Origin of the sequence: Geobacillus sp. 47C-IIb (assembly GCF_014679705.1) — a bacterium.
In the GTDB taxonomy this organism is placed as follows: domain Bacteria; phylum Bacillota; class Bacilli; order Bacillales; family Anoxybacillaceae; genus Geobacillus; species Geobacillus thermodenitrificans.
Genome location: NZ_CP061473.1, coordinates 664851 through 684713 on the forward strand (window position 1 = coordinate 664851; position 19863 = coordinate 684713).

The 19863-nt window shown below is 51.5% G+C and carries 23 protein-coding genes and 1 riboswitch; of the genes, 2 read left to right on the forward strand and 21 right to left on the reverse strand.

From position 1 onward, the window contains the following. Positions 1–26 precede the first annotated feature (26 nt). From IC804_RS03325 to IC804_RS03370, 10 genes are all read right to left on the reverse strand, one after another. A complete protein-coding gene (locus IC804_RS03325) occupies positions 27–1820 on the reverse strand; it encodes an ATP-binding protein (protein WP_029761008.1) in 1794 nt (597 codons plus the stop codon). Then, a complete protein-coding gene (locus IC804_RS03330; protein ID WP_008879688.1) occupies positions 1820–2545 on the reverse strand; it encodes a response regulator transcription factor in 726 nt (241 codons plus the stop codon). Before IC804_RS03330 ends, IC804_RS03325 begins: the two co-directional genes overlap by 1 nt. A 96-nt stretch (positions 2546–2641) precedes the next feature. Continuing rightward, positions 2642–3829 (reverse strand): c-type cytochrome biogenesis protein CcsB, encoded by a 1188-nt coding sequence (ccsB, locus tag IC804_RS03335; RefSeq protein ID WP_081157337.1) that lies wholly within the window; start codon positions 3827–3829, stop codon positions 2642–2644. Then, positions 3816–5474, reverse strand: a complete 1659-nt coding sequence (locus IC804_RS03340) for a cytochrome c biogenesis ResB family protein (protein ID WP_008879691.1) — start codon at positions 5472–5474, stop codon at positions 3816–3818. The genes ccsB and IC804_RS03340 overlap by 14 nt, the downstream gene beginning before the upstream one ends. A gap of 13 nt (positions 5475–5487) precedes the next feature. Beyond that, complete coding sequence (gene resA / locus IC804_RS03345) at positions 5488–6012, reverse strand: thiol-disulfide oxidoreductase ResA (protein ID WP_011887723.1); 525 nt, start codon at positions 6010–6012, stop codon at positions 5488–5490. Positions 6013–6160: 148 nt separating this feature from the next. Continuing rightward, entirely contained in the window at positions 6161–6892 is a 732-nt protein-coding gene (locus tag IC804_RS03350) for a pseudouridine synthase (RefSeq protein ID WP_008879693.1), read from the reverse strand. Positions 6893–7076: 184 nt separating this feature from the next. Beyond that, positions 7077–7610 carry a spore maturation protein gene (locus IC804_RS03355; protein WP_008879694.1) on the reverse strand — a complete coding sequence of 178 codons (534 nt, stop codon included), beginning with the start codon at positions 7608–7610 and terminating at the stop codon, positions 7077–7079. After that, positions 7610–8206, reverse strand: coding sequence for a nucleoside recognition domain-containing protein (locus IC804_RS03360; protein WP_008879695.1), 597 nt, complete (start codon positions 8204–8206; stop codon positions 7610–7612). The genes IC804_RS03355 and IC804_RS03360 overlap by 1 nt, the downstream gene beginning before the upstream one ends. Then, complete coding sequence (locus IC804_RS03365) at positions 8199–9344, reverse strand: D-alanyl-D-alanine carboxypeptidase family protein (protein ID WP_081157336.1); 1146 nt, start codon at positions 9342–9344, stop codon at positions 8199–8201. Before IC804_RS03365 ends, IC804_RS03360 begins: the two co-directional genes overlap by 8 nt. A 298-nt stretch (positions 9345–9642) precedes the next feature. Next, positions 9643–10992, reverse strand: coding sequence for a superoxide dismutase (locus IC804_RS03370; RefSeq protein WP_081157335.1), 1350 nt, complete (start codon positions 10990–10992; stop codon positions 9643–9645). Between the two features lie 215 nt (positions 10993–11207). On the opposite strand from IC804_RS03370, the gene IC804_RS03375 reads away from it, so the two are divergent. Beyond that, entirely contained in the window at positions 11208–11432 is a 225-nt protein-coding gene (locus tag IC804_RS03375) for a hypothetical protein (RefSeq protein ID WP_011887727.1), read from the forward strand. A gap of 433 nt (positions 11433–11865) precedes the next feature. Here IC804_RS03375 and IC804_RS03380 read toward each other — a convergent pair whose 3' ends face one another. The 4 genes from IC804_RS03380 to IC804_RS03390 all read right to left on the reverse strand — a co-directional run bounded on the left by IC804_RS03380 (position 11866) and on the right by IC804_RS03390 (position 13957). After that, complete coding sequence (locus IC804_RS03380) at positions 11866–12264, reverse strand: hypothetical protein (RefSeq protein ID WP_029761016.1); 399 nt, start codon at positions 12262–12264, stop codon at positions 11866–11868. A 46-nt stretch (positions 12265–12310) separates the two neighbouring features. Further along, complete coding sequence (scpB, locus tag IC804_RS03385) at positions 12311–12940, reverse strand: SMC-Scp complex subunit ScpB (protein WP_008879699.1); 630 nt, start codon at positions 12938–12940, stop codon at positions 12311–12313. Continuing rightward, positions 12909–13034: a hypothetical protein gene (locus IC804_RS18805; protein ID WP_255350174.1), complete on the reverse strand. Its 126-nt coding sequence runs from the start codon at positions 13032–13034 to the stop codon at positions 12909–12911. Before IC804_RS18805 ends, scpB begins: the two co-directional genes overlap by 32 nt. Before the next feature lie 137 nt (positions 13035–13171). Beyond that, positions 13172–13957, reverse strand: coding sequence for a segregation/condensation protein A (locus IC804_RS03390; protein WP_008879700.1), 786 nt, complete (start codon positions 13955–13957; stop codon positions 13172–13174). A 236-nt stretch (positions 13958–14193) separates the two neighbouring features. Here IC804_RS03390 and IC804_RS03395 point away from each other — a divergent pair, with 236 nt between their 5' ends. Then, entirely contained in the window at positions 14194–14706 is a 513-nt protein-coding gene (locus IC804_RS03395; RefSeq protein ID WP_008879701.1) for a DUF309 domain-containing protein, read from the forward strand. Positions 14707–14761: 55 nt separating this feature from the next. Here the strand turns inward: IC804_RS03395 and IC804_RS03400 are convergent, their stop codons facing one another. The 7 genes from IC804_RS03400 to IC804_RS03425 form a co-directional block, all read right to left on the reverse strand. Beyond that, positions 14762–15112, reverse strand: coding sequence for a GNAT family N-acetyltransferase (locus IC804_RS03400; RefSeq protein WP_008879702.1), 351 nt, complete (start codon positions 15110–15112; stop codon positions 14762–14764). A 120-nt stretch (positions 15113–15232) separates the two neighbouring features. Continuing rightward, the gene (gene ribE / locus IC804_RS03405) at positions 15233–15697 is read right to left on the reverse strand and encodes a 6,7-dimethyl-8-ribityllumazine synthase (RefSeq protein WP_011887731.1); all 465 of its coding nucleotides are present in this window, start codon (positions 15695–15697) and stop codon (positions 15233–15235) included. Between the two features lie 17 nt (positions 15698–15714). Continuing rightward, a complete protein-coding gene (locus tag IC804_RS03410; protein ID WP_008879704.1) occupies positions 15715–16908 on the reverse strand; it encodes a bifunctional 3,4-dihydroxy-2-butanone-4-phosphate synthase/GTP cyclohydrolase II in 1194 nt (397 codons plus the stop codon). 23 nt (positions 16909–16931) lie between these two features. After that, the gene (gene ribE, locus IC804_RS03415) at positions 16932–17576 is read right to left on the reverse strand and encodes a riboflavin synthase (RefSeq protein ID WP_011887733.1); all 645 of its coding nucleotides are present in this window, start codon (positions 17574–17576) and stop codon (positions 16932–16934) included. Beyond that, positions 17576–18676, reverse strand: coding sequence for a bifunctional diaminohydroxyphosphoribosylaminopyrimidine deaminase/5-amino-6-(5-phosphoribosylamino)uracil reductase RibD (gene ribD, locus IC804_RS03420; protein ID WP_008879706.1), 1101 nt, complete (start codon positions 18674–18676; stop codon positions 17576–17578). The genes ribE (IC804_RS03415) and ribD overlap by 1 nt, the downstream gene beginning before the upstream one ends. Before the next feature lie 221 nt (positions 18677–18897). Next, positions 18898–19030: riboswitch (FMN riboswitch) on the reverse strand. A gap of 48 nt (positions 19031–19078) precedes the next feature. Beyond that, a complete protein-coding gene (locus IC804_RS18810) occupies positions 19079–19207 on the reverse strand; it encodes a hypothetical protein (protein WP_255350175.1) in 129 nt (42 codons plus the stop codon). Then, positions 19194–19634: a peptidylprolyl isomerase gene (locus IC804_RS03425; protein ID WP_008879707.1), complete on the reverse strand. Its 441-nt coding sequence runs from the start codon at positions 19632–19634 to the stop codon at positions 19194–19196. The genes IC804_RS18810 and IC804_RS03425 overlap by 14 nt, the downstream gene beginning before the upstream one ends. Positions 19635–19863: the final 229 nt, after the last annotated feature.

Here is a 19863-nt window from a genome sequence, read left to right on the forward strand (position 1 = left end):
GCGGCCATCCGCCTCCTTTCACGACGTTACATCTCTTTTGGGCCGTGAGCCGGCAAATAAAATGAAAACGTCGTTCCTTCGTTCAGTTTGCTATGGACGGTAATGCGCCCTTTATGCGTTTCCACGATGTTTTTGGCGATAGCCAAGCCGAGTCCGGTGCCCGAGCGGCCGCGCGTCCGCGCTTTATCAGCTTTATAAAACCGTTCAAACACAAACGGCAAATCTTCCTCCGGAATGCCGGAGCCCGAGTCTTGGACGTGGATGGTCACGCCGTCGCCGCTTCGCTCGATAATTAGACGGACCGTACCGCCCGCTTCCGTATGGCGAATGGCGTTATCGATTAAGTTGGTTAACACTTGCTCGATCCGGTCTGGATCGAATGCGATTTCGATGTTCTCGTCGCGAAACTCGGCTGTCAGCTCGATCTGCTTTTCTTTCGCCAGCCCGTAAAACTTGCGGATCACCCGTTCCACGTAAGGGACGAGCTCCACTTGCTCATATTGCAGCTCGATATGGCCAGCCTCCATACGCGCGAGATCAAGCAAATCGTTAACAAGGCGGCCCATGCGCAGCGACTCGTCATAAATGACTTTTGCCATCTCTTTCTTCTCTTCCTCACTCGCAGCAATATCATCGATAATCGCCTCGCTGTATCCTTGCAACATAGCAATCGGCGTACGCAGTTCGTGCGAGACGTTGGCGATAAAATCTTTGCGCAGCTTATCAAGCCTCCGCTCCTCAGTCATGTCACGCAAAACAGCGACCGCACCACGCACCATCGTTTTGCCGTATAACGGCGTCATTAAAATGACCCATGTCCGCCCTTGTATCGTCACCTCGGTGGATTGCTCCTTTTCCTCCCGGACGACGCGAGCGAACAGCTCTTTCACTTGCGGCGGCAGCGGCGCCATCGTTTCCGCATCATTTCCTTGTTCGAAATACCATGCCTGTAAAAACCGCTCCGCCGGCGGGTTCGTAATTAATATTTCCCCCTCACGGCTAAATGTAATGACGCCGTCGGCCATGCTGCTTAAAATGCTGGCCAGTTGTTCTTTTTCCTGGTTTAATGCGTTAATGTTAAATTGAAGCCGCCGTCCCATTTGGTTAAACGCCATCGCCAGCCCGCCGATTTCATCATTCGTTAAAATCGGCACTTTAGTGTCAAAATGGCCGCGCGCCACTTCAAACGCGGCTTGGCGCATCTTCCTGAGCGGAGCGGTAATGCGCGTCGACAAGAAAAAGGCAAAAAACGTCGTCATCACAATGGCGATAAAGGCGGCGAGAAAAATGAGCTCTTTTGTATGTTCGGTTGCATCAGCGATCGCCTCGAGCGACTGGTAAATGAAAACGGCACCGCGGCTGCCGTCCGGCATCGACATCGGCACGCCGACGATGATCATATCGTGCTGCGGCTTTCCATTTTGTTCCCACTCCGTCGCATACAGACGCTTTTTCACCGTTTCTTGGTCAGTCAGCACGCGGCGCAAGTCTGAGTCTTCACGGATGGACGACAGTGGCATGTCTTTCAAGTCTGCCTCGCCAGGCGAATACCAATAATGCGACTCATCGGCGACAATGATCGCTTTTGAACGATTGTCGACAAGCGTCCAAGCAATCGAACGGGCAAGCTGCTCGTCACGATAATCGTGCATCACCTCTGCTACTTTCGTCGCCAGACGGGTTAAATCGTTTTCCGCTTCTTGTACATAGTACTCCTCGAAAAATTTAATAAGCAAAATGGTTAAAATAAACAACACGCATGAGACGAGCAGCAAAATGGTAAACCATAGTTTCCCAACGACACTGCGAAACAGCCACATCATTCGCTCACTGCCTCAAACTTGTAGCCGACGCCCCAAACGGTGACGATCATTTTTCCGGCTTGCGGCGACGCCTTATTGAGCTTTTCGCGCAACCGCTTAATATGAGTGTCGACGGTGCGCAAATCGCCAAAAAACTCGTAATGCCATACTTCTTTTAGCAGCTGCTCACGATCAAACACTTTATCTGGCGAGCGCGCTAAAAAGAGAAGCAACTCGTATTCTTTCGGCGTCAAGCTCACTTCTTTTCCATCGACCGTCACCCGATGGGCATCATTGTCAATCGTTAAGTGTGGAAACACCAACACATCTTTCGTCGTCGTCTCCACCGGTGCGTAGGTGGCATTCGCCGCACGGCGCAACAATGCTTTAACGCGCAAGACGACTTCGCGTGGACTGAACGGCTTGACGATGTAATCATCGGTGCCAACTTCAAACCCTTGAACGCGGTTCGATTCTTCTCCTTTCGCCGTCAGCATAATAATCGGTGTCGTTTTGTGCTCGCGAATTTCTTTGCACACCTCAATTCCATCTTTGCCCGGCAGCATTAAATCGAGCAAAATGACGTCATAGTCGTTCGCCAGCGCTTTCTCAAGCGCTACATTGCCGTCGCCAGCTTCATCGATCACATAGTTTTCCCGCTCTAAATACATTTTCAACAGCCGGCGAATCCGTTCTTCATCATCGACAACTAAAATGTGGATTGGTTTTTCTTGTTTTTCCATGTCAAACACCCTTCCTCACAAGATGGAAACAATCCCCACTTTCTAGTTTACTGAAAAAACGGATGCTCGCCAATAGAGCATCCGTTTGCCTTGCGATCAGGTCCCGGCGTACGAGTGCAGCCCGGCGATGACAAGGTTAACCGCCACTAAGTTAAACATGATAATAGCAAAACCGATGACGGCCAGCCACGCGGACTTTTCTCCATGCCAACCTTTTGAAAGCCGGAGATGCAAAAAGGCGGCGTAAAACAACCATGTGATGAGCGCCCACACTTCTTTCGGATCCCAACCCCAAAAGCGTGTCCACGCGATTTGCGCCCAAATCATAGCGAAAATGAGCGCCCCGAGTGTAAACACCGGAAATCCGATCGCTACGGCCCGATAGCCAATTTCGTCGGCCAAATCCAAATTGACGTTTTTCACAAGCGGCTGCAACGCCGCTGCAATACGTTTACGCAATACGAGGCGGAGCGCGATGTACAACACCGCCCCAGCCATCAGTGACCAAATGACGGTGTTCAACTTTTTTGCGTTAATGATCGCCGGCATCTCGACAAGCGGATCCAACCGGTCAGCACTTTCTTTGGCAAGCTCCCCCTTATGCGGTCCGACGAGCGCTGGCATATGATACTCAACTTCCGATGATTGGTTGTTTTTGTCAATCCACGTAAATTTCGCCTCATATCCGGAAAGCCCAAACGCCGTTGAAACGATGACAAAGCCGAGTGTCGTCACTAAGCCAAACATGACGACTTCAAGCCAAAACGTACGCTTGGACGGTTTCGACTGATCAACAACCCGGATTAAATAAATGAGCCCAGCGACAAAGCTAATGGCCAAAATCGCCTCCCCCGCCGCTGCGGTCGTGACGTGAATGTGCAGCCAATCGCTTTGCAAAGCGGGAATCAGCGGCGAGATTTCGCGCGGAAACATACTCGCATAGGCGATAATAAGCAACGCAATCGGAAGCGCAAACAATCCAAGCACGCTCAACCGATAAATGAAATACACGATAATGAAAGCACCGACAAGCATCATGCCAAAAAACGTCGTAAACTCAAACAAATTGCTCACCGGAGCGTGCCCAGCGGCAATCCAGCGCGTCACAAAATAGCCGAATTGGGCAAGAAAGCCAATGATCGTCACGGCAATGCCAAACTGTGACCAGCGGTCTTTTCCTTGCTGCTCCTTCCGCTTATCGCGAATGGCGCCGCCAAAAAGAAACGTGCCGATTAAATATAAAACAAACGAAATATATAGCAATGTGCTGCTAAGCTGTACCATGCGCTTGTCCTCCCTGTCCGGCTTGTTTTCTTTCTTCGAGCCGATCGGCCGGCATCGTTAAGCCGGTGCCATCGAGCAGGCGATGCAGCTCCTTTTTTAAGCCGAACCAGTTTTTGTTCGTATGTGCGGCAATCCATAACTCGCCATTCACTCGTTGCACCCAAATACGGCGATGGTTCCAATACATTCCTTGAACCAACCCGAACATGAAAATCGCGCCACCCACTCCTAAAATCCAAAGCGTGAAATCGCGGCGGACGGTCAAACCAGAGACGTTGCGCGTTTCAAGTTCTGCAAACGCCATTTTATATTTGTTATCGCCAAACGGTTCAAGCGTTTGTTGAATGGCGACGAAACTGACCTCCCCTTCCGGTCGGTCAGGTGCATACATTTTAAAGACGAATGCCGGATTATTCGGCACGCGTGATTTCGTCGACGGATTCCCATCTTCATCAAATTCAAAGTCAGGAAAATAGCTTAATAGCTCAACACGGTATCCGTTCCCAAGATTGTATGTTTCTTTTGGGTCATACAAGTCGATCGCTACCGTGCCCAACGTTTTTCCCGACTGCTTATCCGTCAGCTGGAACGACATCGTTTTCGGCTCGTTCAGCCGAAAATCAACTTGATAAAGCGCGTAATGGTCGAACTTCAGCGGTTCGTTGACGCGAATCGGATATTCTTTCACTTTTTCCAGTTCCGGTTTGGCACCGGCGACCGTTGGGCCGACGCGCTTATACAAGACGACATTCGTCTGATAGTTTTCTGCGATCATTCCATCGCCGACACGGTCGATGGCAGCGTTAAACACTTCATTGTCTTCGCCTTTTTTGTACGTATCAAAAATAAACTTTTCGCTTTTTAAAAAATATTGACCGTTAGTCCCGGGGATTTCTTTCGTTTCCCCTTCACGAACCCACATCACTTCATCAATGTACATGCCCGGCACTGAGCGGAGCATCGCCCCGATTAAGAAAATGATCAGGCCGACATGATTCACATACGGCCCCCAGCGGGAAAAGCGCCCTTTTTCGGCCAACAGATGACCGTCTTCTTCCCGGACGCGGTAGCGCTGCTTAGCCAGTCGCTCTTTCAACAGAGCAACCGCTTGGTCCATATCACTAATGCGCGAGACGCCAAACAGCCGTTGCCGCTCCAAAAAGTGTGGATGTCGTTTCACTCCTTGCCGTTTCAAGGCGCGGTAAAGCGGCACGACGCGGTCTAAGCTGCAAATGACGAGTGAAACGCCGATCAAGGCGATGAGCAAAATGTACCACCACGAGCCGTACAAATTGTTAAAACCGAGCTCGTAATATAGTTTTCCCGCCCAGCCATACTGCTCTTCGTAATAATCAGCCGGATTAACGTTTGGCGGAATATACATTTCTTGCGGAAAAATGGTGCCGATCACCGAAGCGATGAGCGTGATGACGATGAGCGCCACCCCGACTTTGACCGACGAGAAAAACGCCCAAATTTGATCGACAATCGTTCGTTTGTATGTTTGTGACCGGCGCGCGCTTCCTTCGTAACGCATATCTAAAAGCGCTTTTTCTCCCTGTTCCTCAAGCGGCTTACCGCACGATTCGCAAAACACCGTGCCGTGCGGGTTAACGTGGCCGCATTCACATTTCACTTGTTCCATGGCGCAAAACTCCTCACGGTTTAATGCTTTCTAGATGCTGCTTAATATCTTCTTTTGTCATTGTGCCGGTAATGATTTTTTTCACTTTACCGTTTTTGTCAATCAAAAACGTCGTCGGCAGCGGCCCGACGCCATATGCGTTCAACACTTGATCTTGGCGGTCGATGACGATTGGAAACGTTAATCCGAACCGTTCTGCAAACTTTTCGACATTTAGCTTCGGCTCACCGACATTGACAGCTAAAATTTCGACTCCTTGCTTTTGATAAATCGGGTACAACTCGTTCATGTACGGCATTTCCCGTTCGCACGGTTTGCACCACGTTCCCCAAAAGTTTAAAAAGACGCCTTTGCCTCGATAGTCTGTGAGGCGATGTTCACGCCCTTCAAGGTCAGACAGCACAAAATCGGGCGCTGTTGAACCGACAGCGACCGCCGTTTTCTCAGTGAAAAAGTTGGCGTAAATCGTATAACCGAGTGCGGCCAACAGCAAGAGCAAAATGACTGTTCTCATCACTAAGCGCTGTTGTTTTTTCATCGCTCAAACTCCTTCAGTTTCTCACCCCCTTACGGTCGATGCCGTAGGGGGTCTACGTGACAGTTCATAATCTTCCATTTTCCATTATAGCAAAGTCTATTTTTACCCTATCTATGAGGATATGAACGTTGTGTGACAAAGTTTGTCACTATTTCTTTCCCCCGGATTGGGCCATCGTCCGCAACAGCTTCACTTCATGCGGTGACAGTTCACGATATTCGCCGGGGCGAAGCCCTTTTAAATCAAGAAACGCATACCGTTCCCGCTTCAGCTTCAGCACTTCACAGCCGATCGCCTCAAACATGCGGCGCACTTGCCGATTCCGTCCTTCATGAATGCTAATCTCGACAATCGCTGTCCGCTTTTTCCGATCAGCTGAGAGCAGCTTCACTTTTGCTGGCGCCGTTATGCCGTCTTCCAACAGCACCCCTTTCTCAAGCTGTTTCAGCTGCTCGCGTGTCGGGATGCCTTTCACTTTAGCGACGTACACCTTCTCAATCTCATAGCGCGGATGCATCAGCAAATTAGCAAAATCGCCGTCATTCGTCAACAAGAGCAGACCGGACGTATCGTAGTCAAGCCGTCCGATCGGGTAAATGCGCTGGTGGATGTCTTTAAAAAAGTCGGTCACCACTTTGCGCCCCTTCTCATCTTTAACGCTCGAGATGACGCCGCGCGGCTTGTAAAGCAAATAATAGACCGGCTCCTCGCGCTCGACCGGAATGCCGTCAACTTCCACATCGTCACGCGGTCCGACTTTGACACCAAGTTCGGTGACGACGCGGCCATTGACCTTCACCCGCCCTTGCAAAATCATTTCTTCCGCCTTGCGCCTTGACGCAATACCGGCGCGGGCAATCACTTTTTGTAACCGTTCCATTTCCTTCTCACCTCTTTCATCATCTTACCCTTTCCGTTCGACAGATACAAGCATGTCGCTTTTATTTTTATCATCCCAAACTGAGAATCCTCGCTTCCAAGCGTGAACACAGATGCGAGAGCGTTCGACAAGATCAGTAGCTCCTTCTCTCCCGGTTGGCAGGAAAACAAAAAAATGAGCGCTGTCAGCGCCCAAATACAAACAAGACGATGAAAAAGGAGACAATAAAGCTAAGAATGTCCGCCAAAATGCCGACTTTTAACGCGTCACCCATTTTTTTGACGCCGACGGCTCCAAAATAGACGGTAAGCACATAAAGCGTCGTCTCGGTGCTGCCTTGGATAGTCGAAGCGAGGCGCCCGATAAACGAGTCAGGGCCGTACGTGGCAATTAAATCGGTCGTCATGCCGAGTGCCGCCGTTCCAGAAATGGTGCGAATCGCGGCAAGCGGAACGACTTCAGCCGGCAATCCAATCGCCTCAACGAGCGGCTTGATCACCTCCATGAGCGCCTCAAGTGCTCCCGACGCACGAAAAATGGCGACCGACACTAACATGCCGACTAAATACGGAATGAGCGAAAACGCAATTTCAATCCCTTCTTTGCCCCCCTCGACAAACGCCTCATATGTAGGCACTTTTTTCGCCGTGCCATAGAGCAAAATAAAGGCGATGAGCCCCGGAATAAGCCAAACTGAAAGAAGTTGGACGATAGCCATTATGGCTTCCTGCCTTTCCGCGTTCGTTTCCAATAATAATACCGATCAATCAACACCGCCCCGATCGTCGAAATCGTTGAAGCGACGACCGTCGTGCCGATAATTTCGCCTGGTGATGCTGAACCGTACGTCATGCGAATCGAAATGACGGTCGCCGGAATAAGCGTAATGCTTGACGTATTAATGGCTAAAAACGTCACCATTGACCGGCTTGCTTCGTCGCCACCGCCGTTGAGTTGCTTCAGCTGCTCCATCGCTTTAATCCCCATCGGCGTCGCCGCATTGCCAAGACCGAACATATTGGCGACCATGTTTGAGACGATATAGCCGAGCGCCGGATGGCCGGGCGGCACTTCCGGGAACAGGCGACGCACAAGCGGCATAAACAGGCGCGCGACTTTATGAAGCAAACCGGCCTGCTCAGCGATGGCCATCAGTCCGAGCCAAAACACTAAAATGCTGATCATACCGATGCTGATCGTCACCGCTTCTTTGGCGCTTTCGAACACCGCCTTATTCACTTCCTCCATCGTGCCATTGGCCGCAGCAAAGACGATACCGATAAGCGCCATCATCACCCAAATGAGGTTAACCATCGCTTCTCACACCTAAAAATCGAAATGCTTGCGAAAAGAACCCCCGGCTGCGTTCGTCCTTCTCCGGCTCATAGAAAAGCGGCACCGCATCGACCGCCTGTTTGCGCAAATAAAGCACCGCTTTCCCGACTGCCGTCGGAGCGCGGTTTGGGTTTTCCTTCCATTCATCGCGCGGCTTCAGCAAATACACTTTCACCCGCAGCTCTCCCATCTCCTTTTCAGTCACCGGATATCGCAAATCGCGGGCTGCCTGCAACCGCCCCTTGTAAAACGGGTCGGAAATTCTCTTCACGATGCGCTTGCCGCTGACTTTGGCAATACGGTAGTTGGAAAAGCCATACTCATACATGGCGATATGATCGTTCCAGTCATCCGAAGCGTCCAATGTCACAGCGACCAAATCAATCCCGTCTTTCGACGCTGTCGTCACAAGTGTGCGGTGTGCCCGTTTCGTATAGCCGGTTTTGCCGCCGGTGCAATATTCATAAAGGCTTGTCAGCAACTTATTTTTATTCCGCCATACACGCGCTCCGTCTTCGCCCGGCGGGGCAGGGGCGCGGTATACTTTCGTTCCGGAAATGCGGCGAAACTCTTTATTTTTCATTGCATATTGCATCAACAACGCCATGTCATAAGCGGTCGAATAATGGTTTTCCGCATCGTCCAAGCCGTGCGGATTGGCAAATTCCGTATCGCGCATCCCGATCTCGGCCGCCTTTTCGTTCATTAAAAACACAAACCCCTCGACACTGCCGCCGACATGTTCGGCGATGGCGACTGCGGCGTCATTGCCGGAACGAAGCATCAGTCCGTATACAAGATCGCGCAGTTTCATTTTCTCCCCTTGGCGTAAGTAAATCGATGACCCCTCCGTCCGGACGGCGCGGGCACTAACTGTCACCGTATCATCAAGCTTCCCGGACTCAATCGCCAAAATGGCGGTCATAATTTTCGTAATGCTGGCGATGCGCCGTTTTGTATGAGCATCTTTAGCAAACAAAATCCGTCCGGAATGTTGCTCTATTAAAATCGCGCTTTTTGCGCTCACCCCGTTCATGGCGTGCAGCTTTCCTGGAAGACATGACATGATCCCTGCAGTGAGCGCAATGAGCCAAACGAGTCGCTTCCACCTCTTCATCCGATATCGGCGAGGATCCCCCTCCTTCCGTAAGCAGGGAGGAATCGCCTGTTCCTCCTTTCCAATTAGGCTGAAATGAGCGCAACAGAGGGAACATCGCGACGGAAACAGGCTGGACATGGAGGCCATGCTTTGTACAAGTGTATGCGCCGATCGGACAAATATGATGAAAAATATGGCTACAGAAGCTAGCATAGGCACCCCTATCAATTGCATCATGTTTTCAGCGAAACCTCTCTAGGCAAGGGAGGCGGCTTTTGCCTGCTCAAAAAAAACAGGCGGGGAGACCCCTGCCTGTTTAAAATGGTTGCCAACGCAGCTTTCGTGCCTCGGCGAAGCGCGCTTCGACATTGCGCCAGTTGACGACGTTCCACCAATGTTCGATATACGCTCCCCGATCGTTTTTATATTGCAAGTAGTACGCATGCTCCCACACATCAAGCACAAGAAGTGGAATCGTATCCCATTGCGTCATGAGCTGGTGCTTTTCCGTCTGCAAAATTTCAAGCCGATGAGCCCGCGGCACCCAAACGAGCAACGCCCAGCCAACCCCTTCGACGCTTTTCGCCGCTTCGGTAAAGTGGCGTCGGAATGCAGCAAAGCTGCCGAAGTCGCGTTCAATTTGCGCCCGCAGCTCCCCGCGCGGCTCGCCGCCGCCTTGCGGATGCATGTTATGCCAAAAAATTGTATGCAAATAGTGGCCTGAACCGTTGAACGCCGCCTCTCGCTCCCAATGTTTCAGCAGTTCAAAATTGTTCGTACGGCGCGCCTCTGCCATCATGCGCTCCGCCTTGTTCAGACCGTCGACATAGCTTTGATGATGCTTCGTATGATGGAGACGCATAATTTCTTCGGAAATATGGGGCTCAAGCGCGTCATAGCTGTACGGCAGCGGCGGCAGCACATGCTTGCCAGGCGAAACCGCCCGTTGCCGCTCACCATCGGTCACACCTTCCTCCGGCAGCCGCTCCTTATCTGTCATGTCTGCATTGTGCCGCCATTCTTCGTCCATCGTATCTCCCTCATGCAGCTGTTCGCCATCAGGAGAATCCGTTGATGAGGCTATGAACGGCTCCGCCCGTTCAGCTGCAACGACCGGCTCTTGTTCGCTATCCCCCTTGTGTTCGCCTGACCGTTCAGTTCCCTTGCTCATTTGCTCTCTGTTGCCGCCCTCCTGTTCAGGCAAAGCCGAGACTTCTTCCTGCCGCGTCAAGTCTTCCTCCTGCCCGTCGGATAGCGGTTCGACAAGGCGGATGGCTCGAGCGTACACGTCGTCGACAAGGAGTTGCAGTTCATGAATTTCTTCCTCCGTCCACTCGTCGCCGTGTTCTTCAATGCGCGCCAATAAAGAAGAAAGCCCGATGTCCTCCGCTGCTCCGCGCATGGATAGAGCGTGTTCTACTTGTTTCCCCCACTCAGCCGCTTCGATGGCATAGTGACGAAGCGCAGCAGCGTACACGTCATCAACAAGGCACGTGAGCTCACGGACTGCCTCTTCCGTCCACTTCCCGTCATGTTCGGCGATAAACTGCAACAGTGTAGAAGCGCCATCAATGCTTGCCCCGCGCAGTTCCAGCACCTGCTTGACTTGTTCTCCCCATTCGTTCACTTCAGCCGCATACTGGGCAAACAACGTTTGGTCGTCCATTTGGTAAAAACCTCCTCCTGCACTTTTTTCGCCATATCGTATGCCAGCCTAGGAAAATCGTTCTTGTCCGCATTCACCTAAATTCCCAGCCGCACATACATATAGGAGCGAGGCGCCCAACACGTGTAAAATCGCCGCATTCCTTCACGGGGAGCATTCTGCAAAAAACGAACGGTTGGACCACTTGAGCAAAAAGCGCTTGTTGAACTCCGCTTTTGAATGCAACATTCTTAGCGGCCATTGCCGGTTCATTGTTGAAGCGTTCGCTGAAATGCGCCAAGTGGAAACCGCCACGTGTCCATCCGATCCGCCGCGACTTGCTTTGGCTGCTTGGCGCTGCCGACCCCGCCGAGGCCATTCATAATCGGCTCGACCATTCTGAAAAGCAGCTGAAGTCGCAAAATCGCACGTTTACGAAAAAAACGGGAAGCCACATTTAGTGAAAAGCAATGAAAATGGCCAGCTGCTTGCAGACCAACCTTTACAAGGTTTTATCGCTTCCTTCCTCAAATCGAGTTGGAAATGGCTGTTTTCCAAAGCTTTTTGCACGTGCTTGAGGGAAATGGAATGAAACCGTAAAGTGCTCGATGTGCTGTCTCCCATAGCCGACCATATGGCGCACACGGAATGTTACGATTTACAAAAGCTAACCGAGACAATCGGACAAGTGAAGCCGCCGGCGTGCAATCCAATGAAGACGCGAACGGAATAAACGCCATGAGAAAAAGCGGTTCGTCCAACGGAACCGCTTTAACGGATCGTGCCCGATAGATGGCGAACAACACCTGTGGACCGCTCTAAAACGGTCTTGTTGAGCGATGCCAGTTTCCTGCCGACATGTAAAAAACGCTATACCTTATGGACATTTTCTTGTTACGATGGCAACGGAAGGCGGCAAGCACCATTGGCCGCCCATTCGCTAACTACCGATTGCAACATCTTTCCGTCAATAGCAGCGAAATAGCGGCGCAATTCCTCCTCATCATGAATATAGACGCGGCGGCGCTGCCGATAGGCCGGGTTTTGCCATAAACAGACGAGGGCAACGATGTCGCGCAAATGAATGTCACGCCCGGCAACCGTAAATAGCGGGTCGCCTTCATACGGCAGCAGGTCGAATAGCGCCGCCTCAAAGTAGCGCAAATACAAAACAGACAGTGTTCGCTCTTCACCCCCGTCACGATAGGTGACTTCCGAGCGGTTAAAATAGTCTTCAAACGTGTTGGAGCGTGATTTTTGCAGCTCTTCACCGTACAAGCGGCAAACGTCCATGAGCGCACCCCTTCCCGATCAGCCGTTTTTTCTTTAGTTTACCATATTACGGCTTCTCGTCGCTCAAATTTTCTGCCAATTTCTCAAAAAACAAATCTGCTTCCCGTTCGAGCTCGCCATCATCCGCCCACTCCGGCAATGGAGGTAGCTCCTCGAGTGTTTTTAGCCCGAAATAGTCAAGAAATTCCGCCGTCGTGCCGTACAAAATCGGCCGCCCAGTTCCTTCGGCGCGCCCGACCTCTTTAATGAGCGCCCGAGCCATCAGCGTTTGCAGCGGCTTGTCGCTTTTCACACCGCGAATTTCCTCGATTTCCGCACGCGTAATCGGCTGACGATAAGCGATGATGGCCAACGTCTCAAGCGCCGCCTGCGACAGTGATGACGCTCCAGGTGCCTCAACGAGCTTTTTTAAATACGAAGCATGCTCTTTTTTTGTTGCCAGCAAAAACACACCCGCCAGCTCCATAAGCTGAATGCCGCGTTCTTCCCGGCTATAATCTTCTTGCAGCGCTGCGATTACCGCTTTCGCCTCCGATTCATCGACATCGAGTACGGCAGCGATTTGAGCGAGCGACAGCCCCTCATCACCAGCAGCAAACAGCAACGCTTCAACGATCGCCTTCGCTGGACGTGCTGAGCTGGCATCATCTTTTTTTACTGTTTCCTGTTGTTCCATCGCGCTTTGCCGCACCAAGCGTTTCTAGCTGGCGCAACCGTTCCTCCTTTCTATCCGTTTCCACCGGCCGCCGGAGCAGCATCGTTCCCCACAACGTCCCGCACCACCCACCAGATATCCGAAACGGGACATGCGGCGTGCCCTTTACCCAGTTAGCGACGCAATCGGCTCATCACTGCAAAAGGAAAGCGGCTCGCCGCTGCGAACCGCTGCAGCCAAACCGGCGCTGCTTTAGACGGCCGGATGTTTGGCCGCAATAAACAAATCGCTGAAATTTCGCTCTTGTTCAATGATAATTTCATTTTGCTTCATCAATTCCAAAATTGCTAAAAAGGTGACAACAATATACGAACGGTCATAAGAAGGAAATAGCTCATAAAAGTTTTTCCGCTCGTTCGTTTGCCTTAGCTCATGCAAAATTTCCGCCATCCGCTTTTCAACAGAAATGTCTTGGCGAGTGATTTTCGTCCGCATCGGTTTTTGCAGCTTTTTGCGGCGCAACAGTTTCGACAAGGCGCCCAACATATCGTATACGTTGACGTCAAGCGGCGCTGCCTTTTTTTCATCGGCATAGGCACTTAAATCGCTCGGCGGCTTTGTAAATAAAAGCGCCCGCTCTTCTTCACGCCGTTTCAGCTCGCGCGCCGCTTCTTTAAACTTTTTATATTCAAGCAGCCGCTGCATCAACTCTTCGCGCGGATCATCCACCTCGTCAAACTCCATGTCGCCGTCGTCCTCTTCCTCCGGCGCCGGCAACAGCATTTTACTTTTTATGGCCAACAAGGTGGCCGCCATGACCAAGTACTCACTGGCAATATCGAGCTCGAGCTCCTGCATGGCGTGAATGTACGCCATATACTGTTCTGTAATTTGCGCTACCGGAATATCGTAAATATCAATCTCATAGCGATTAATTAAATGCAAAAGCAAATCAAGCGGTCCTTCAAACGCTTCAATTTTCACACTGTATGGCAATTGCACATCCATCCCACCATTTTTTCCACAGCCATCGTCCATGCGTCCCGTCCTCGGTTGCGGTACATTTATTGTACCATAATCAAGCGATGAAGCGAACGGAAACCGGCTGCTTTTTGTCCTCAGAACCACCGCGGCGTATAATGAAGAAGAAGTCCCTCCCCTTCACCGCGACAACCGTTGCCGTCAGACAGAAGGAAGGATAGCAGTCTCCACTTCGCACCGCCGGCAAGGCTGCTTTCCAACCGGTTAGGCCTTTACGAAAGGAACGATGGTCGATGTATCCGAAAGCATATATTGATTATTTAGTTCATTTCCATGGCGACCGTGACTATTTCGAATGCCATGAAGTTTTAGAAGAACAATGGAAACGAGACGGCCGAAAAATAGAATGGCTTGTACTCATCCAAATTGCGGTCGCCTTCTACCATTACCGACGCAACAACACCTCAGGAGCACTGCGGCTTATGAAACGGGCGCGTGTGCTGCTTGAAGAAGCGCGCGGGATGATCCGCCGGCTCGGCCTCGATGATCGAGCGCTCGCTGCCTTGCTTGATGAGACGGCTAGGCGCATCGCCCAAGGTAAGCCATACGAAAGCATCGAACTGCCGATCGCTGACCGCTCACTCTATGCGCAATGCCGAGCCGCCTGCGCCGCCCGACAGCTCGTTTGGGGACAGGCAAGCGATACCACTGATATTGACCTCGTCGACAAACACCGGCGGCGCGACCGCACCGATGTCATCGCCGCCCGCGAACAAAAAAAGCGGGCCAGAGCGGAGGGGAAGTAACCTCCCCCCTCCGCCGCCCGCAAAAGCACGGCGCCGTGCCGATTTTCTTATTCAGCTAGCATGTTTGACATTTATCGAAAAATGAGGCAGTCCACTCATTGGCGCACAACCGACGGTCAGGATACGTCTCTTTTAACGCCTTGACCATCTGTTTTCCAATCCCTTGGTGGCGGTGTGACGGGTTGACGCTAATGTGCTGGATTTGCACAACATCGGGAGCACGCAGCAGGACGCCGATAATGCCGACGATGTCATCCCCTTCTTTCCATAAAAACAGTTGCCAATCGTTGTCGGTTTCGTATTGTTTGATCGTCTGCTGCAGCCGTTTCAAATCTTTTTCCATCGGCATAAACGACAACAGCCCCATGGCAATTTTTTCATAGTTTTTTCGGTAACGGATTAACATAAAAATCCCTCATTATCGACAAGCGCTTTTCCGAAATGGAAAAGTTTTTGTCATTTTCTCTATACGTATTATAAACATTCTCACCGATATTGTGAACCATTTCATGCCTTTTTACACAAATTACGCAAGCCCCCGTAAAACGTTCGCCATTTCGATCGCGGAAACAGCCGCCTCCCATCCTTTATTGCCCGCTTTTGTGCCGGCCCGCTCGATCGCCTGCTCGATCGTATCGGTTGTCAAAACGCCGAAAATAACCGGGACGCCGCTTGTAAGCGCGGCATGGGAGACGCCTTTGGCTGCCTCGCTGCACACGTAGTCAAAATGGCTCGTCGCACCGCGAATGACGGCGCCAAGCGTAATGATAGCGTCAAATTGCTTTGATTCAGCCATTTTTTTCGCCACAAGCGGAATTTCAAACGCCCCCGGCACCCATGTGACGGTGATATCGTTGTCGCTGACGCCATGGCGCGTCAACCCGTCGATTGCACCAGATAAGAGCTTGCTCGTAATAAATTCGTTAAAGCGCGAGACGACGATGCCAATTTTCAACCCGGTGCCGACTAAATTTCCTTCGATGACGTTCATGTTTCTTTCCCCTTTCATTAAAAATGAAGCATATGTCCTAATTTTTCATATTTCGTGCGCAAATATTTTTCGTTTTCCTTCGTCGGTGGCATTTGAAGCGGCACCCGTTCGACGACTTCGAGCCCATGCCCTTTTAAACCCGCGATTTTGCGCGGATTATTCGTTAACAGGCGCATTTTCGTCACGCCAAGATCTTTTAAAATTTGCGCCCCGATGCCATAGTCGCGCAAATCGGCCGGAAAGCCGAGTTTTTCGTTCGCCTCAACGGTATCATACCCTTGCTCCTGCAGCTTGTAGGCGCGCAGTTTGTTCATGAGACCAATGCCGCGCCCTTCTTGGCGCATGTAAAGCAGCACCCCGTTTCCTTCCGCTTCAATTTGCCGCAACGCCGCATGCAACTGCGGACCGCAATCACACCGGTACGAACCGAACACATCACCGGTTAAACATTCGGAATGGACGCGCACGAGTATCGCTTTGCCCGGAACGATCTCACCTTTCACAAGCGCGACATGCTCTTTTCCGTCAAGAATGTTCGTATAGCCGATAGCACGAAACTCACCGAACTCAGTCGGCAGCGAAATTTCCACTTCGCGTTTCACGAGTTTTTCTCTTTGACTTCGGTACGCGATTAAATCTTTAATCGTAATCATTTTTAGTCCGAACTGATCGGCAATGTGCCGTAAATCAGGAACACGCGCCATCGTCCCGTCTTCTTTAATAATCTCACAGATGACGCCAGCCGGCTTCGCCCCGCATAAGCGGGCCAAATCGACTGCCGCCTCCGTATGGCCAGCACGTCGCAAGACACCGCCTTTTTTAGCAATCAATGGAAAAATATGCCCTGGCCGTTTGAAATCGCTCGCTTTTACGTTCGGATCAAGCAGCGCCTGAATGGTCGCTGCTCGCTCGTAAGCACTGATTCCCGTCGTCGTTGTTTTGTAGTCGACGCTTACCGTAAACGCCGTGCCATGCGCATCGGTGTTATGGGCGACCATCGGCTCAAGCTCGAGACGCGCCGCCAATTCTTCTGTAATCGGGACGCAGACGAGCCCGCGGCCATGCGTAATCATAAAATTAATGACATCCGGTGTCGCTTTTTCAGCCAGCGCGACAAAATCCCCCTCATTTTCCCGGTCTTCGTCATCGCAAACGATGATCACTTCTCCGTTTTTCAGTGCGGCCAACGCCGCTTCAATCGTATCAAACATGGCCACTTGCCCCCTTTTCTCGCTTATTTATAGCCGTGTTGCTCCAAAAATTCCATTGTCAATCCCGAAGGCGTCGTTTCCTTTCCTGCGAGAAAGGCAGCGACGTATTTGCCGATCATATCACATTCAATATTGACAAAGTCGCCAGGCCGTTTTTCGCCTAAAATCGTCGCCGCCCGCGTATGCGGGATGAGCGAAACGGTGAACGTGCGCTCGCTCAAGCCGAAAATCGTCAAGCTTGTCCCATCGACGGCTACCGACCCTTTCTCAATCATATACGAACGCAGCGGGGCCGGCACTTCGATTTCATAATAGACAGCGTTCGCTTTCGGCCATTGCCGGACAATGCGTCCGACGCCATCGACGTGTCCGGTAACGAAATGCCCGCCAAACCGCCCGCCAGCCGCCATCGCTCGCTCCAAGTTCACCTTTGTCCCCGGCTTGAGTGTACGCAACGCTGTTGCCTTCACTGTTTCCGGCATGACATCGACCGTAAACTGCCGATCCGTAAATGAAGTAACGGTCAAGCAGACACCGTTAACGGCGATGCTATCACCGAGCTGGACGTCTTCAAGCACCCGCTTGGCGCCAATCGTCATCACAATGGCGCTGCCTGTTTGCCTCATTTGTTCAACCGTGCCGATCTCTTCAATAATACCGGTGAACATCACGACTCCTCCTTCTTGATCGGTTTAGCGACGATCTTGATATCCGGACCGATTTTCTCAATCTGCCGGATGTCAAGCTCCATCGCTTCAGCGAGACGCGAGAAACCGAGACCGCCGACCGGCGTCGGCGCTTCGCGGCCGCCGATTAGTTTCGGAGCCATATAGGCAACGACTTCATTGACCATCCCGGAGCGAAGGAAGCTGTCATGAATTCGCGAGCCTCCCTCAACAAACAATGACGTGATACGCTGCTCACCAAGCAGGCGGAGCACCTCGCGCACATCAATGTGTGCGCTTGTCATCGGCACGATGCGCACCCCAAGGCGCTCATACATCTTCGCTTTTTCCCGGCTGACACCGCTGCCAGTGATGATCCACGTTTCTGCTTCCTTGTCGACGACAACATGGGCGTCGAGCGGTGTATGCAAGTTGGTATCCAAAATGACCCGAAGGGGGTTTTTCCGCTGTTGCCCAATGCGGACCGTCAGCTTCGGGTTATCCGCCATCACGGTGTTAACGCCAACTAAAATAGCGTCATGTTGCGCACGGAGACGATGAACATCCTCACGCGCTGCACTGGATGTGATCCATTTGCTCTCCCCTGTCGCCGTGGCGATTTTGCCGTCGAGGCTGCACGCATATTTGATCGTTACAAACGGCGTTTTCGTCGCAATATAATGGAAAAACATGCGGTTTAACTCATCCGCTTCTTCTTTTAATATTCCAACCTCCACGTCAATGCCCGCCCGACGCAGCTTATTAATTCCTTTCCCAGCAACAAGCGGATTCGGATCGGTCGTCGCAACGACGACACGGCGGACGCCGGCTTCAATGAGCAAATCAGCGCATGGTGGCGTTTTGCCATAATGGCTGCATGGCTCAAGCGTCACATATACCGTTGCCCCGCGCGCCTTTTCACCGGCCATGCGGATCGCATGCACCTCGGCGTGCGGCTCTCCTGCTTTTAAGTGGGCGCCAATTCCGACAATCGTACCGTCGTTGACGACGACGGCACCGACAGCAGGATTGGGGGACGTTTGCCCAACTCCGGCCTTGGCTACATCAAGCGCTAACCGCATGTAATGTTCATCATTGTACACGGTATCCACCTTTTTCCTACAAAATAAAAACCCCGGAAATATTCCGGGGCTCTAAGACGTGAGAGAATGGGTCAGGATGCGCATAACGACAAACAAGAACACTTGTTCGCTAAACAAGGTTATTCCTGTCGTGCGAAACCGAAAACCGTCGCCATACCGAGACGGACGACAGACGCCGCCCGCGCTGATACAGCCCGGCTCAAAACAGTCATGCGCACATCTTCATCCTTCTCCCATCCAGACTATACTGTCGGCTCCGGAATCGCACCGGATCGTGCCTATACGGCTCGCGGGCTGAGAGGCTTCGGCCTCATCACCGCCGGTCGGGAATTTCACCCTGCCCCGAAGGATGTACAGCTATATCATGATATTCCATTATACCACATTGACGGCTTTACATCATCACTTGGCGATCCAAAGCCAATACACGGCTCCCCATATGAAACTAGCCGCCAACAAGATGAAAAACAAAAGCCAATTCGTTCGGCTTGTCCGTTCTCCATCTTCCGTCCGCTGCTTACGGTTCGTCAACCACTTTCACTTCCTTCATCACATCACCGTTTTTCATCGCTTTGACGACATCCATTCCGGACGTGACTTGTCCGAAGACGGTGTGCACCCCGTCTAGATGCGGCTGCGGTTCATGGACGATGAAAAACTGGCAGCTGCCAGTATCGCGGCCGCGGTGCGCCATCGAAATCGCTCCGGTGACATGCCGGTGCGGATTATTGTCTGTCTCGCATGGGATTGTGTAACCAGCATCGCCCGTTCCATTGCCGCGCGGACAACCGCCTTGGCTGACAAAACCAGGGATGACACGGTGAAACGTCAGTCCATTATAAAACCCTTCGTTCGCTAATTTTTCAAAGTTGGCCACCGTCACCGGCGCCTCATTTGGAAACAGTTCAAATTCAATCTTTCCGCCATTTTCCATCAAAATATAGCCTTTTTTCGCCATCGCGCTTCCCCTCCTTTTTCACGCATAAACTGTCTTTATCATACCATGATTGACCAACAGAAAGAAAGCCAAAATGCCTTTTCATCCAAATGTTCCATGTTTTAAACATCATATATTGATATGAAATACCAATGGGCACGCCAGCAATGATCGGCGAAGTGAAACGGTAGAAAGGGGATGATCGTCTTTATTTATGATCATACTAAAATAGCTTTCGGCTCTTGAAATA